This window comes from Ochrobactrum sp. P6BSIII, assembly GCF_014138065.1.
Lineage (GTDB): Bacteria > Pseudomonadota > Alphaproteobacteria > Rhizobiales > Rhizobiaceae > Brucella.
In genome coordinates, this window is record NZ_JACGXB010000005.1 from 71,918 (window position 1) to 87,027 (window position 15,110).

Here is a 15,110-nt window from a genome sequence, read left to right on the forward strand (position 1 = left end):
TTCAAGCGGGTACAAACTGGACTTTCATGGTCGCGGGGTCGCCACCATGCTTGGTGAAGAACGGCAGCATTTCCTCCAGCGGCAGCCGGTGGGAAACGAGCCGCGCCATTGAGCCGCCATTTGCACCGGAAAAGTCCTGTTTCAATATATCCAATGCCTGCGGAATATTACGGTTCAGCGAATGCGAACCAGCAATCCTGATCTGACGGCGGAAAATCTCGAACGGCGCGACGGCAATCCGTGCGTCGGGTGCACAGACGCCGAATACAAGAACGGTTCCGCCATCGGCGGTGAAACCGACCATGCTTTCCGCCACCTTGGCTATGCCGGTGGCGTCGGCGACGAAATCGAAGCTGCGCTGGCGCTTGTCCAGCGCTTGCGAACCGGACACAACCGGCTCAAGCCCGAGGCTTTCAACGAAGGCCAGTCGATGCTCGTTGATATCGGCGACGGCGACCTGCGGCACGCCCTGCGCCTTCAATGACAAAGCCAGCAACAGACCGATGGGGCCTGCCCCGAACACCAGCGCGCTTTCCGTGCCGTGCAGGCCTGTTTTCAATTCCGCCGCGCCAAGCCCGTTCAACACGCAGGCCAACGGTTCGGCAAGGGCCGCCACATCATAAGGGAGATCGCCGATGGGATGGTGATGGCTGGCATTGACGAGGCTCATGCCTGCAAAGCCGCCATTATGGGTCACGCCATAGGCTTTCAGATCGGAGCAGAGATTGGTCAGCCCCTTGAGGCAGGCGCGGCAATGACCGCAGGGAATATTGGGGTCGACCGCAACGCGGTCGCCGACCTTCACATTGGTCACGTCTTCGGCCACCGCCACGACAGTGCCCGCATATTCATGCCCCGGCACCAGCGGAAAAGCGCTGGACCCATAGCGGCCATGCAGCACGTCGATATCGGTGTGACAAAGACCCGATGCCTTGACGTCGATCAGCGCGTGTCCCGGCTGCAATGCCGGTTCCGGCAGATCGGCCATACCTGCTTCGCCGTGGCCGGTAAAATAGATCGCTTTCATTGTCTGTCCCGGCCTCGTCTCACGCCATCCAGTTACCGCCGTCGACACCGAATGTCTGGGCAAGAATATAGTCGCTGTCCGACGAAGCGAGGAACACCGCCATGCCGGTAATATCTTCTGGCGTCGCGAAGCGACCGATCGGCACGGACTTTGCCACGGCGGCTTTTTTCTCGCCCGGCTTCAAGCCTTCCCATTTGGCGAAATTCGCATCCACCACGTCCCAATGTTCGCCATCAACCACGCCCGGCGCAATCGCGTTCACGTTGATGCCGTGCTTGACCAGAGCGAGAGCCGCCGACTGCGTAGCGGAAATCATCGCCGCCTTGGATGCACAATAGAGCGTTACCAGCGCCTCGCCGCGACGACCGGCCTGGCTCGCCATATTGATGATCTTGCCGCCGCGTCCGCGCTTGATCATCACATTCGACACCGCCTTCATCATGAAGAGTGGGCCCTTGAGATTGATGCCGAGCACGCGCTCATAGCTCTCTTCGGTCAGCTCATTGATCGGCGCCATGTCGAAGATCGCGGCATTGTTGACCAGAATATCGATACCGCCATATTCGGCATCGACGGCGGCCACCACCTTGTCGATTGCGCCCAGATCCGTCACGTCCAGCTTCACCGCCTTCACAGACGGGCCGATACCGCGTGCTGCTTCTTCCGCCCGCTCAATATTGATATCGGCGATGATGACCTTTGCGCCCTCTTGCGCATAAGCAGCCGCAAAGCCAAGCCCGATGCCGCGCGCAGCGCCGGTGATGAGGGCAACCTTGTCTTTCAGTCTCATGGACTTTCTCCGGTAATGTAGTGTTTTTTAACGGTGCGTTTTCTTTTCAGACAGGATCATCGGATGGCGGTCACGGCGCTGAAGCGCCAGGCCATCGGGCGTGAAGAGATGAGCGTCGGCGGCATCGAAACCAAGCCTGGCCGCTTCATGCACGCGCGCCGTGCTGTTGCCGCCAGCTTCCGCCACGATCAGGCCGGAAGCAGCATCGTTTTGCACATAAAGATAAGTCTCGCCGCCAAGACGCTCGACCACCATGATCTCGCCTTCGAGAATGCCGTCATCCGCCGGATGCAAATGTTCCGGGCGAACGCCGAGAACCAGCGGCGCACCGGCACTGACGCCATCTACTGCGACCGGCACCTTGACCGAACGCCCATTGGCAAGCTGCACCGTCACGCCGTCGCTATCGACCGCGCTCGCCTTGACCTCGATGAAATTCATGGTCGGCGATCCGATGAAGCCCGCCACGAAACGATTGACCGGGTGGTGATAAAGCTCCAGCGGCGAACCGACCTGTTCCAGCTTGCCATCGCGCAGCACGACAATCTTGTCGGCCAGCGTCATGGCTTCAACCTGATCATGCGTGACATAGATCATCGTCGCATTGAGCCGGTCATGCAGGCGCGCCAGCTCGATACGCATCTGCACGCGCAGCGCCGCATCGAGATTGGAAAGCGGCTCGTCGAACAGGAAAATCTTCGGCTCGCGAACCATGGCGCGCCCGATGGCGACACGCTGGCGCTGACCACCCGAAAGCTGTTTCGGTTTGCGATCCAGCAATTTGTCGAGCTGCAATGTCTTCGCGACGTCTTCCACCTTGCGGTCGCGCTCGGCTTTGGCAATCCCTGCGAGCTTGAGCGCGAAACCCATATTGTCGCGCACATTCATATGCGGATAGAGCGCATAGGTCTGGAACACCATCGCAAGCCCGCGCTCATCCGGCGGAGTATCATTGCATTGCTGCCCGTCGATCAGCAGATCACCGCTGGTGATTTCCTCCAGCCCGGCAATCATTCGCAGAAGCGTGGACTTGCCCGAACCGGACGGCCCGACGAAGACCACGAATTCGCGGTCTTCGATATTAAGGTCCACACCCTTGATGACGTCGATATTGCCGAAGGACTTGGTGGCGTTATGAAAAGAAAGCGTAGCCATGGGGTTCCCTTTATTTCACGGCGCCGAAGGTGAGACCGCGCACCAGCTGGCGCTGCGTAACCCAACCGAAGACGAGGATCGGCGCGATGGCGAGCGTGGACGCTGCCGAGAGTTTTGCCCAGAAAAGCCCTTCCGGTGACGAGAAGGACGCGATGAATGCGGTGAGAGGCCCGGCCTGCGAGGCCGTGAGATTGAGGCTCCAGAAAGCTTCGTTCCAGCACAGGATGATGGAAAGAAGCGCCGTCGATGCAATGCCGGGCAGGCTTAGCGGCAAGAGCAGATAGCGTATCTGCTGGCCGACCTTCGCCCCGTCCATACGGCTCGCCTCAAGGATTTCATGCGGCACTTCCTTGAAAAAGGAATAGAGCATCCAGACCACAATCGGCAGATTGGAAAGGGTGAAGATGATAATCAGCCCGGTGCGCGTATCGAGAAGCCCGCTGTCGCGCGCCAGAAGATAGATCGGCACCAGAACACCCACCGCAGGCAGCATCTTGGTGGAGAGCATCCACAACAGCAGATCCTTGGTGCGCTTGCCCGGAAAAAATGCCGCCGCATAAGCCGCCGGAACGGCGATCAGCAGAGACAGAATCGTAGCGCCAAGGCTCTCGATCACGCTGTTCATGGCGTAGCGGAAATAGTCGGCGCGCTGATTGACCGCCGCGAAGTTTTCCAGCGTCGGCTGGAAGAACAGCTTTGGCGGAGCGACCGCGTCGATCTCCGTCTTGAATGCCGCAAGCAACATCCAGAGGATCGGAAAGAACATCAGAAGCGCCACGATCCAGCCAATAATCCCGGCGGAGAGTGCAGCTTTGTCGAACTTGCGTTTTGCAGCCATCGTTCGTCTCCCCTAATTATCCAGATTGCGCGCCACGGTTCGGATGAGGAACGCGGCAACGATATTGGCGAGGATGATGGCGATGACACCGGCGGCCGAAGCGCCGCCGATATCCCACTGAAGGAGCGCCTTCAGATAGATGAAATAGGTCAGCGTCGTGGTGGCGATACCCGGCCCACCGGACGTGGTGACGAGAATTTCCGCGAAGACCGACAGAAGAAAGATCGTCTCGATCATGATGACGACCGAGATCGGGCGCAACAGATGCGGCAGGACGATATAAAAGAACATCACCGGCCCTTTGGCGCCATCAAGCCGCGCTGCTTCCATCTGCTCGCGGTCGAGCGACTGCATGGCGGTCATCAGGATCAGCGTCGCGAAAGGCACCCACTGCCAGGATACGATCATGATGATCGACGCCATAGGAAACTGTCCGAACCAGTCTATGACCGGCAGTCCGAGACTGCGCGAGATAAAGGCGAACAGCCCGTTGACCGGGTGCATCAGAAGGTTTTTCCAGATCAGCGCCGACACTGTCGGCATGACGAAGAACGGCGCAATGACCAGAAGCCGCGCAATGTTCTTGCCCCAGAAATCCTGATCGAAAATCACGGCGAACAGAACGCCGAACACCACCGAAATGGCCAGAACCGAGCCCAGCAGAATGAGCGTCTTCATGATGGCCGACCAGAGCCCCGGATCGGACAGCAGGAACTTGTAGTTCGAGAAACCGGCAAAACCGGTCACGAAGGGATTGATGAGATTGTAATACTGAAACGAGAACCAGAGCGTCATCGCCAGTGGGACGATCATCCATAGCAACAGCAGGATGACGGCGGGTGCAAGCAGAGGTCCGGTGCGGACGCTGCGGCGCGATTTTGCGGCAAAGCGCGATTTGGTGCCTGTGGCCAAGGCCGGGTTTGCTGGCATGTCTGACGTTCCTCCCCTTCCCGCTTTGACATCCGCTACGCCTTTTAAGGGTGCAGCCGATCGCGCGAAAATCGAGCCTGCCGCCCGGTCCCTTCAGGCAGTTCCAGCAAGAGTGCGAAGCGACTTTGCTGGAACTGCGCGGAAGCGAAACGTGCGGCGGCAGGCTGATGGTAACCGGATTACTTGATGTAACCGGCCTGCGTCATGATCTGTTCGGCCTGCTTCTGTGCGCCATCGAGCGCCGCATCGACGCTTTGCTGACCGGCGACAGCCGAAGAGATAGCCTGACCGACAATCGTACCAATCGCCTGGAATTCAGGGATCGCCACGAACTGGATACCGGTATAGGGGACCGGGTCCTTGGTCGGCTTGGTTGGGTCGGCCGATTCAATCGCCTTGAGAACCGTCTCGGCGAAAGGCGCAGCCTTCTTGTACTCTTCGTTGGCATAGGTCGACTGACGCGTGCCTGGCGGAACGGCAACCCAGCCTTCCGACTTACCGACCAGTTCGACATAGCCCTTGGAGGTCGCCCATTTCAGGAACGACTTTGCGGCTTCCGCCTTCTTGGTCGATGCCGGGATGGCGAGGTTCCACGACCAGGCCCATGAAGAGCCGTTCGGCGTCACTTCGACAGGTGCCTTGGTGAAGGCAACCTTGTCGGCAACCTGGCTCTGCTTCGGATCGTAGATGCGGCCCGCAGCCGAGGTGGCGTCGATCCACATGGCGCAATGGCCGGTGGAGAACAGCGCCTGATTTTCATTGAAGCCGTTCGAAGTGATTCCGGGAGGGCCTGCTTCCTTCATCAGATCGACGTAGTAATTGATGGCTTTTTTCCAGGTATCGGAGCTCATCTGCGGCTTCCAGCTCTCATCGAACCAGCTGCCGCCGAATGTGTTCACCAGCGTCGAAAGATAGGCCATGTTTTCGCCCCAGCCCGGCTTGCCGCGCAGGCAGAGACCGTACTGCTCTTTCGATTTATCGGTGAGCTTGGTCGCGAATTCCTTGATCTCGGTATAGGTCGGCGCATCCGGCATTTTCAGGCCAGCGGCTTCGAACAGATCCTTGCGATAAAGGGTGAACGAGCTTTCCGCGTAGAACGGCACGGCATAAAGCTTGCCATCGACGGTCAGACCGGCGCGCACCGGCTTGATGAGATCGTCATAGTCGTAATCGTCGCCCAGATCATCGACCGCAAGAAGCCATCCGGCCTTGCCCCAGATCGGGGTTTCGTAACCGCCGATGGTCATGATGTCGAACTGGCCGCTCTTGGTTGCGATGTCGGTGGTGACACGCTGGCGCAGCACGTTTTCTTCAAGCACCACCCAGTTGAGCTTGTTGCCGGTGGCCTTTTCCCATTCCGGCGAAAGCTTCTGCATGATGATCATATCGGCATTGTTGACCGTTGCGATCGTGAGCTCCTCCGCCCACGCCGAACCGGCCAGCATCGCGACGCCAGCGGCAGACGCAATAAGCCCTGTCACATAAGTTTTGGTCCGCATTTCGTCTCCTCCTTTACGAATGCATAGCAAAATTCTTACATATGTAAAATTTATGACGCGGCTATCCGTAGCTTGTCAAGCACGGTTTTTGATTTTGATTTGCGCGACACAAAGACTGCCAATTCGATTGCTTTCGCGGCGGAAATAACGGATTTTCCACCACGCGACTTGACCCCGAAATTATCTTAGCACATTCAGATATGCACTGCATCGGTCCAAGTGTTTGATATTGTCCGCTTGACCTTTGCTTCAGCCTTTGACAGTTTGACTTGACCTTGCCCTGAAAAACTTCGGGGCGGGTCTGGTTGGAGGAACATCCTGAAATTATTGGGAAACAAGCTGCGGACCATGTGTCATGCATCTATGGGTCAGCTCATCTCGACCCGACCGATAGCAGGAGAATTTGCACTGCCACGGCAAGAAATCGCTGCGGGCAGCTGACGGACAGGGCAGAGAACCGTGCGCAAAACCATACGCACCATGGAAGACTTTTCGGAATTCGTCGGGCTGTCTCGCCCCACGGTTTCCAAATATTTCAACGACCCAACATCCGTCCGCCCGAAGACCCGCGAGATCATAGAAGCGGCCGTCAAGCAGTCCGGCTTTCGGCCCAATCTTTTCGCGGTGAACCTTAATCGTCGCCGCACGACAATTTTGGGAATCATCATTCCCAATCAGCTCGATCATTTCTACATGGCGATGACGCGCAGGCTGCAGACGCTAGCCGAGCAGCGTGGCTATTTGACCGTGGTTCTGTCGTCGGACGGCAAGCCGGAACTGGAAAAGCGCGCGATTGAAACGCTGCGCTCGCTCAATGTCGCAGGCGCCATCATCGCCCCGCTTGGTGAACAATCGCAGCATTCCGCGCTGGCGCGTCTCGCCGATGACGTCCCCATCGTCTATGTCGACTCGCCACTCGACAGCACCTCGCCCTTTGTCGGCACCGACAACCAGAAATCCTTCCACCTGATCGTGGATTATCTCTGCCGCTCAGGCAGCGAGCCCTGCTATTTCTCGATGCCGATTGTGAACAACAACGCCATCAAGCGGCGCGAAGCCTATACGACTGCGATGGAAAAGCTCGGTCACGAGCCACGTATCATCGAACTGGAACCCAGCCGTAGCTGGGATTTCGAACAATATGCCTTCGAGCAGACGGCCCGCATCATGCGCGAGAAGGCTAGTTTTCCGACCTCGACGGTGCTCTGCTCCAACGACCGCATCGCCTTTGGTGTTACAGGGGCTCTCTGGCAGGCGGGGCTGAAAATCGGTAGACTCAAGGATTGTGATATCCGCGTTGCCGGTCACGACAACAATCCGCTGTCGGAATATACCTGCCCGCCGCTTACCACTGTCGCGCAGGATTATAACGAAATCGGCAGGCTGGCGATTGAGCTGCTTTTCCGCACCTTGGGCGAAGATTCCGAAGACCGACTGGAACTGCCTGAAAGCAACCGCATCCTGCTGAATGCCGAAATCAAGCTGAGAATGTCGGCTTAAAGCATTTCCAGCAAAAGTGTGAAGCGGTTTTGCGTAGGATAATGCGACGGGAAAGAACCTATCAGGCCGAACTGCGCATGATCAGATGGCTGTCGAGATAGCGGATATCCTCGCCGGTTGCGGCGCTGCTGTCCTGTTCGTTAATGCGTGAGAACAGCATATCCAGCCCAAGCTGTGCGATCTGGCGGTAATCCTGGGCAACCGTCGTCAAAGGCGGGCAGGTGAAGCGGCTGAGCGGATGATCGTCGTGTCCGGCAACCCGCAGATCGCTGCCTTCTTCCCGTCCAACATGACGTCTGCGCTCAAAAGCGGCTGAAATCACACCGAAGGCCAGACGATCATTGGCGCAGAGAACCGTGCGGGTCGGGAAACCGCCGCGATCGAGAATACGGCCCGCCTCCTGATAGCCAAGCTCTTCAAAACTCCAGTTTTTTGGCGTCATCGGCAAAACGATGGGCTCGATACCGAGTCGTTCCATCGTGGCGATATAGGCCGCGCGGCGCTCAAGCGCGTTCTGGTTGACGGCAGGCATTTCCAGAAAACAGGGATGCTCGCCGGTCCGGCACAGATATTCCGTGATATTGCCAATGCTGACCCGGTTGTCGGTGCCTACAAAGGGTTGATCCTCGCCGATACGGCTGTCCAGAAACACCACGGGCATGGAATCGGAAAGGCTGGTCAGAAGCTTGGTGTCGGTTTCGAAACCGAGCGGCGCCATCAGGACACCGGCGATCTTGAGAGCCATCAGCGAGCGCATGGCGCGTGCTTCAAGCTTGCGCTCGCCATGCGACGACAGAACGATGGTCCAGTAACCTTCGGCGAGGCATCGCAATTCAATCTGGCGAATGATTTCGGCGTAGAACGGATCTGAAATATGCGGAACGATGACGCCGATATTTTTCGGCTTCTTGCGGTTGAGACTGACGGCAAAAATATTGGGCTGATAGTTGTGATCCTTCAGCGCCTTCTCGATGCGAGCCCGCGTCGAAGGCTTTACGCTTTCAGGATTATCGAAATATTTCGAGACCGTAGGACGCGACAAACCGCTCGCCACAGCGAACTCCTCCATCGTCCTGATCTTGTTTTCAGCCATGCTCCGCTTTCCTCGGGCTATCCCCGACCGGGTGCCTAGACGCTCACTCCACGCCTCAATATCTTTTCATGCGTAAATTTTTTTCTTCGCAGAAGCAACTTGAATTTCATCGACAGAGATGCCCAATCTGTCGAAAAAATCTGATAGGCCCCGCTGGTCGACCTGGATTTGATACTCTATAGGCAAATTTAAATCGTTATAAATTTTACACGTGGAAAATTATATATTGACACGTTGAACAAGCTCCATCATGTCTAGAGAAGCTCGATAATGAGCTGAAGGCACCTGCCCTTCCGGGAGGTTTGAAGACTGACGCAAAATGCAACGGTCCGATAAACCAGCAGGTAAGTCATCATTCATGTCCCTGTTAGAAGGACAGCCCGGCAAGCGCCGGTTCATTCGGAGGAAATCATGTTTCGCAATTCTCTCGGCCGTATTCTCTTTTCCGGCGTCGCTCTAGCCATGATGGCAGGCGTTGCCTCTGCCGAAGGTGTTGGCGCATCGCTTCTCACCCAGCAGCATCCTTTCTACATCTCGCTCGCTGAAGCGATGAAGAAGGAAGCGCAGGCAGAAAACGTGCCGCTCGAAATCTCCATCGCCAATCAGGATCTGAGCAAGCAGCTCGCCGATGTGGAAGATTTCATCACCAAGGGCGTCGACGTCATCATCATTTCGCCGGTTGACAGCAAGGGCGTTCGCTCGGCCATCAACAAGGCTGAAAAGGCTGGCATCAAGGTCATCACCGTCGACGTGCCTGCAAACAATGTCGACGTGACGTCCTTCGTCGGCACCGACAACTTTGCCGGTGGCGAACGCGCGGCCGAGCTGATGGCCAAGACCATCGGCGAAAAGGGCAATGTCGCCGTCATCGACTATCCGACGGTTCAGTCGGTTGTTGACCGCATTGAAGGTTTCAAGAAGGGCATCGCCAAGTACCCGGACATCAAGATCGTGGCGATCCAGCCGGGCATCACCCGTCCGGAAGCTCTGGCCACCGCGCAGAACATCCTGCAGGCCAATCCGGATATCGTCGGCATCTTCGGCTTCGGCGACGATGCTGCACTTGCTGCCGCATCGGCCGTGAAGGCTGCCAAGCTCGAAAACCAAGTGAAGGTGATCGGCTTCGACGGCATGGAAGAAGCCCGCAACGCCGTGAAGAACGACCCGATCATGGTCGGCGTTATCGCACAGTATCCGGACCAGATGGGCAAGGTTGCGGTTGAAACCGCTGCCAAGGTCATCAAGGGCGAGAGCGTTCCGGACAAGCAGCCGATCGTTCCGGGCGTCGTCACCAAGGACGGCGAAACCAAGTAAGACCGCGTGAAGCAGCGACACTCCTCCCAGTCGCTGTTTCCTTTCAGCGTGTGGCGGCCAGGAAAGCCTCCCCTTTCCGAGCCGCCACCGCATCCCTTTAGACAGCAGCACTGTGCGATCCCGGTAACATCCGGTTCGTGACAGACTGCAGCAAACGGAGCGTGGAGGCCTCAAAAGTGACAGATCCTGTGACAGCCACCAAATCCGAACAGAAGACGGCAGCAGATACGGTTCTGGAAATTCGCGATGTCGCGAAATCTTTCGGCCCAGTCATCGCGCTGAAGCGCATGAACCTGACCGTGCGTCGCGGTCGCGTGCATACGCTGCTCGGCGAAAACGGTGCCGGCAAATCTACGCTGATGAAGATTCTGGCCGGCGTGTTCAAGCCAACCTCCGGCACCATTCTGCTTAAAGGCGCAGCCTATGCGCCAAAGAATCCGCGCGACGCACGCGCCAGTGGCATCGCCATCGTCTTTCAGGAATTGAGCCTCTCCCGCAACCTGACCGTTGCCGAGAATATTTTCGCGAACCACGAGCCAAGCCGCTTCGGCTTTATCCGCGAGCGCGAGCTGAACGCGGAAGCGACCAGGCTTGTTGCCGATCTCGGACTTCCGGTCGATCCGCGCGCCAAGGTCGGCGATCTTTCGATTGCCCAGCGCCAGCTCGTCGAAATCGCCAAGGGATTGAGCCAGCCTGCTGACGTCGTCATTCTGGATGAGCCGACCTCGTCGCTGTCCGACAGCGAAGCGGAAATTCTGTTTTCGATCATCGAGCGGCTGAAAGCGAAGGGCACTGCCGTCATCTATATTTCGCACCGCATGGAAGAAATCATGCGGCTTTCCGACGACATTACGGTTGTCCGCGATGGCGAATATGTCACGACCGCCGAAAAGAGCGAAACCAGCATCGACCGACTGATCGCGCTGATGGTTGGTCGCGAGATGAACGATATCTACCCGCCGCGTGAAGCGCCGCGTCCCTCGGAAAACGTTCCGCCGATTCTGGCGACGAAGAACCTCTCCGTGCCGGGTAAATTTCATGACGTCACCATCAATGTGAAGCCGGGCGAAGTTCTCGGGCTGTTCGGGCTGGTCGGTTCTGGCCGTTCCGATGTGATGAAGGCGCTGTTCGGGATGTTGCGTCCAACCGGCGAAATCCGGCTCGATGGCGAGGTCATCACCCTTTCCTCACCGACCGATGCCATTCGCAATGGCATTGCTTTCGTGACCGAGAATCGCAAGGAAGAAGGTCTTGTTCTTCCGCATAGTGTTGAGCGCAACATCAACATGGTTGGGCTCGGACAGCTAGCGGGGCCTTTCGGCCTGATGCGCTCCAAAGCAGAGCGCTCCGCCGCCAAGGCGGAAGTGCTGCGCCTTGCCATCAAGACAGCATCCATCGACACGGTTGCCGGATCGCTCAGCGGCGGCAACCAGCAGAAAATCGTGCTGGCAAAGTGGCTGCAGACAAAGCCGCGCATCCTCATTCTCGACGAACCGACGCGCGGCGTCGACGTTGGCGCGAAATTCGAAATCTATCGCATCATCCGTGAACTTGCCGCCAATGGCGCGGCGATCCTGATGGTTTCCTCCGAATTGCCGGAAGTGCTGGGTCTCAGCGACCGTGTGGCCGTCATGCATAACAAGCATGTCGCTGCCATTGTCGATGCCGATGGCCTCACGCCTGAAACCGTCATGAGCTACGCAGCAGGAATGCACATATGAGCAACGCACAAAATCTTCAGAAGAAAGCCGTGGACGCGGAAGTCCGCCGTTCGCTTTTCAGCTCTCCGCTGATCCGCCAATATGGCGGCATCATCATCTCGCTGGCCGTGCTCTGCGTGGTCTTCGCAGTGTTGAACCCGCGCTTTCTCGCCTTCAACAACTTCATGAACATCATGCAGCAGGTGGCGGTGATCGCCGTTGCCGCCTATGGCATGACCTATGTGATCCTGCTCGGCGAAATCGACCTGTCGATCGGTTCTATCATCGCGGTTTCCGGTATGGTGGCGGCGCAAGCCTTTGCCATGGGCTTCGGCTTCGTACCGACTGTTGTTTTCACGCTTGCAGCGGGCGCCATCATGGGCGGACTGAATGGTGTGCTTTCGGCAAAGCTGATGCTGCCATCCTTCATCGTGACGGTCGCAACAATGGGCATCTATCGCGGCATGGTCAGCCTGCCGACCAATGGCGCACCTGAAATCATCGAAAATGACACATGGCTCGCCATCGGTTCGGAAAACTGGCTCGGCCTGCCGATCATCATCTGGATCGTCGGCGTCCTGTTCATCTTCAACTATATCCTGCTGTCGAAGACCGTTTTCGGCCGCCGCATCTATCTGTCGGGCGGCAACAAGGAAGCGGCGATCTATTCGGGCATCCGTGTCGACCGCATCAAGATCATCGTCTTCATGCTTTCGGGCGTCATGGCGGCGATAAGCGGCATTCTCCTGTCGTCGCGTCTGTCCTCGGCGCAGACCAATGCGGGCATGGGCTACGAACTCGACGCCATTGCGGCGGTCGTGCTGGGCGGCACCTCGCTTGCTGGCGGCGTCGGCACCATGGTCGGCACCATTCTCGGCGCGCTTATCATCGGTGTCATCAATAACGGCATGAACATGCTGTCGGTGCCTTACTTCTATCAGCTCATCGTCAAGGGCGTGGTCATTCTGGTCGCGGTCTGGCTCGATGTGCGCTCGAAATCCGTTCGTACGTAATCGCGGTGCAGCTTATGAAAAAGATCATCACCATCGGCGAAATCGTCGTCGAGATCATGGCCGTAGAAACCGGCAACGGTTTCAAGTCCGCCATCCCGTTGATCGGCCCGTTCGCTTCCGGCGCGCCTGCGATCTTCATCGATCAGGCGGCCAAAATGGGTCAGCCTTGCGGCATGGTCAGTGCAGTCGGCAATGACGATTTCGGCGCACTCAATGTTGAGCGCCTGCAAAAAGACGGCGTGGATGTTTCGGCCATTGGCGTACATCCGACAGCCGCCACCGGCAGCGCCTTCGTGCGTTATCGCCCGGATGGCAATCGCGATTTCATCTTCAATATCAAGCACAGCGCATGCAGCGCCATCGGCCTGACACCAGAAGCCGAAAAGCTGATCGAGACCGCCGATCACCTGCATATCATGGGTTCGGCCCTGTTCTCCGACGGCATTGTTTCGGCGATCCACGAGGCGACAATCCGCATCAAGGCGAAGGGCGGCACAGTGTCCTTCGACCCGAATATCCGCAAGGAAATGCTGGAACTGCCGGGCATGCGCCAGGCACTGGCCCATGCGCTGGAAAACACAGACCTGTTCATGCCAAGCGGCCCGGAAATCTTCCTCTTCACCAAGGCGACCGAGGAAAAGGCTGCCGTAGAAGAACTGCTGGCCCGCGGTATCAAAGCCGTAGTGATCAAGCGCGGCGCTGAAGGCGCAAGCTATTTCGACCAGTCTGGCGAAGTTTTCGCACCTGCTTTCAAGGTCGATGAAATCGACCCAACCGGAGCAGGCGACAGTTTTGGCGCGGCATTCATCACCTGCTGGCTGCGCGACATGGCCCCGAAGGAAGCTCTTGTCATCGCCAACGCCACCGGCGCACGCGCCGTTGGTGTCAAAGGGCCAATGGAGGGCACCTCGACCATGGCCGAAATTGAAGCCTTCCTTCAGAAAAACGGAGTTCCAGCATGAGCAGCACGAACGTTCTGAGCGCACTTCCCGCCCGTTACGCCAGCGGAACTCGCGGCGGCATCACGTCGATCTGCTCTGCGCATCCTCTGGTGATTGAGGCCGCTCTTCTTGAAGGCATCGCGACCAGCACGGACGTGCTGATCGAGGCCACCTGCAATCAGGTCAATCAGGACGGCGGCTATACGGGCATGACGCCTGCTGACTTCCGCCGCTTTGTGGAAGACATCGCGGCTCGCGTCGGCTTCGACACCAAGCGGCTCATTCTGGGTGGCGACCATCTCGGCCCGAACCCGTGGAAGCATCTGCCTGCCGAAGAAGCCCTGCTGAAATCGGATATCATGATCGATGCCTTCGTGCGCGCAGGCTTCACCAAGATCCATCTCGACACGTCGATGGGCTGCGCTGGCGAACCGGTTGCACTGCCTGATGCCGTGACCGCCGAGCGCGCCGCGCGTCTGGCTAAGGTTTCCGAAGCCGCAGCCCGTGAAGCCGGCTACGACCTGCCGGTTTATATCATCGGCACCGAAGTGCCGATTCCCGGCGGTGCGATGGAAGAAATCGAAGAGCTGGAACTGACCAAGCCAGGCGCGGCGGTCGAAACAGTCGCCATTCACCGCAAGGCTTTCGCAGCACTCGGACTGGAAGACGCCTTTGCCCGCGCCATCGGCGTTGTGGTGCAGCCGGGCGTCGAATTCGGTAACGAAAATGTGGTCTTCTACAACAGCGAAAAGGCGACGGCGCTGAGCGGCGTTCTCAGCGAAATGCCGCAATTCGTCTTTGAAGCACATTCGACCGATTATCAGCCGGTGGAAGCGCTTTCCGATCTCGTTCACGACGGCTTCGCCATTCTGAAAGTCGGCCCCGGCCTGACTTTTGCACTGCGCGAGACGCTTTACGGTCTCGACCAGATTGCGGCTTTCCTCGACAAGCTGCCGGAAGAAGAAACCCTGCGCGGCAAAATGGAAGCCCTGCTTCTGGCCGAGCCGAAGAACTGGGAAAAATACTACCATGGCGATGCGGAAGAACTGCGTCTGCAACGCCATTTCTCCTATAGCGACCGCATCCGCTATTACTGGCCGCACCCGGTGGCAACCGCTGCTGTGGATGCACTTTTGAAGCGTCTGGAAGGTCGCAAGATACCGGAAACGCTGATCAGCCAGTATCTGGGCACGCTTTATCCGGCTGTTGCCTCCGGTGACGTTGAAGCAACGCCGCATGCGCTGATGGTGGAAGCCGTCCGCAATGTCGTGCGCACTTACGGCAAGGCTGTAGCCTAAATTTCAAGAACA

The 15,110-nt window shown here is 57.8% G+C and carries 13 protein-coding genes; 6 read left to right on the forward strand and 7 right to left on the reverse strand.

Annotated elements, in window-relative coordinates; all coding sequences use genetic code 11:
- Position 1: 1 nt before the first annotated feature.
- The 6 genes from FHW00_RS08500 to FHW00_RS08525 all read right to left on the reverse strand — a co-directional run bounded on the left by FHW00_RS08500 (position 2) and on the right by FHW00_RS08525 (position 6,239).
- Positions 2–1,027: a zinc-dependent alcohol dehydrogenase family protein gene (locus tag FHW00_RS08500; protein ID WP_078338357.1), complete on the reverse strand. Its 1,026-nt coding sequence runs from the start codon at positions 1,025–1,027 to the stop codon at positions 2–4.
- 19 nt (positions 1,028–1,046) lie between these two features.
- The gene (locus tag FHW00_RS08505) at positions 1,047–1,817 is read right to left on the reverse strand and encodes an L-iditol 2-dehydrogenase (RefSeq protein ID WP_078338356.1); all 771 of its coding nucleotides are present in this window, start codon (positions 1,815–1,817) and stop codon (positions 1,047–1,049) included.
- Positions 1,818–1,844: 27 nt separating this feature from the next.
- Positions 1,845–2,972: an ABC transporter ATP-binding protein gene (locus FHW00_RS08510; protein ID WP_078338355.1), complete on the reverse strand. Its 1,128-nt coding sequence runs from the start codon at positions 2,970–2,972 to the stop codon at positions 1,845–1,847.
- 10 nt (positions 2,973–2,982) lie between these two features.
- Positions 2,983–3,810, reverse strand: a complete 828-nt coding sequence (locus tag FHW00_RS08515; protein ID WP_078338354.1) for a carbohydrate ABC transporter permease — start codon at positions 3,808–3,810, stop codon at positions 2,983–2,985.
- 12 nt (positions 3,811–3,822) lie between these two features.
- Positions 3,823–4,740, reverse strand: coding sequence for a carbohydrate ABC transporter permease (locus tag FHW00_RS08520; RefSeq protein WP_078338353.1), 918 nt, complete (start codon positions 4,738–4,740; stop codon positions 3,823–3,825).
- A gap of 179 nt (positions 4,741–4,919) precedes the next feature.
- Positions 4,920–6,239, reverse strand: a complete 1,320-nt coding sequence (locus tag FHW00_RS08525; RefSeq protein ID WP_078338352.1) for an ABC transporter substrate-binding protein — start codon at positions 6,237–6,239, stop codon at positions 4,920–4,922.
- Between the two features lie 480 nt (positions 6,240–6,719).
- Here FHW00_RS08525 and FHW00_RS08530 point away from each other — a divergent pair, with 480 nt between their 5' ends.
- On the forward strand, positions 6,720–7,739 hold the full coding sequence (locus FHW00_RS08530; RefSeq protein WP_078338351.1) for a LacI family DNA-binding transcriptional regulator: 1,020 nt from the start codon (positions 6,720–6,722) through the stop codon (positions 7,737–7,739).
- 61 nt (positions 7,740–7,800) lie between these two features.
- On the opposite strand, the gene FHW00_RS08535 is transcribed toward FHW00_RS08530, so the two are convergent.
- On the reverse strand, positions 7,801–8,832 hold the full coding sequence (locus tag FHW00_RS08535) for a LacI family DNA-binding transcriptional regulator (RefSeq protein ID WP_078338350.1): 1,032 nt from the start codon (positions 8,830–8,832) through the stop codon (positions 7,801–7,803).
- 411 nt (positions 8,833–9,243) lie between these two features.
- Between FHW00_RS08535 and FHW00_RS08540 the strand changes: the two genes are divergently transcribed.
- From FHW00_RS08540 to FHW00_RS08560, 5 genes are all read left to right on the forward strand, one after another.
- Positions 9,244–10,146, forward strand: coding sequence for a substrate-binding domain-containing protein (locus FHW00_RS08540; protein ID WP_078338349.1), 903 nt, complete (start codon positions 9,244–9,246; stop codon positions 10,144–10,146).
- A 176-nt stretch (positions 10,147–10,322) separates the two neighbouring features.
- The gene (locus tag FHW00_RS08545; RefSeq protein ID WP_078338348.1) at positions 10,323–11,867 is read left to right on the forward strand and encodes a sugar ABC transporter ATP-binding protein; all 1,545 of its coding nucleotides are present in this window, start codon (positions 10,323–10,325) and stop codon (positions 11,865–11,867) included.
- Complete coding sequence (locus tag FHW00_RS08550) at positions 11,864–12,859, forward strand: ABC transporter permease (protein WP_078338347.1); 996 nt, start codon at positions 11,864–11,866, stop codon at positions 12,857–12,859. Before FHW00_RS08545 ends, FHW00_RS08550 begins: the two co-directional genes overlap by 4 nt.
- Positions 12,860–12,873: 14 nt before the next feature.
- A complete protein-coding gene (locus FHW00_RS08555) occupies positions 12,874–13,821 on the forward strand; it encodes a tagatose kinase (RefSeq protein WP_078338346.1) in 948 nt (315 codons plus the stop codon).
- Positions 13,818–15,098: a D-tagatose-bisphosphate aldolase, class II, non-catalytic subunit gene (locus FHW00_RS08560; RefSeq protein WP_078338345.1), complete on the forward strand. Its 1,281-nt coding sequence runs from the start codon at positions 13,818–13,820 to the stop codon at positions 15,096–15,098. The genes FHW00_RS08555 and FHW00_RS08560 overlap by 4 nt, the downstream gene beginning before the upstream one ends.
- Positions 15,099–15,110: the final 12 nt, after the last annotated feature.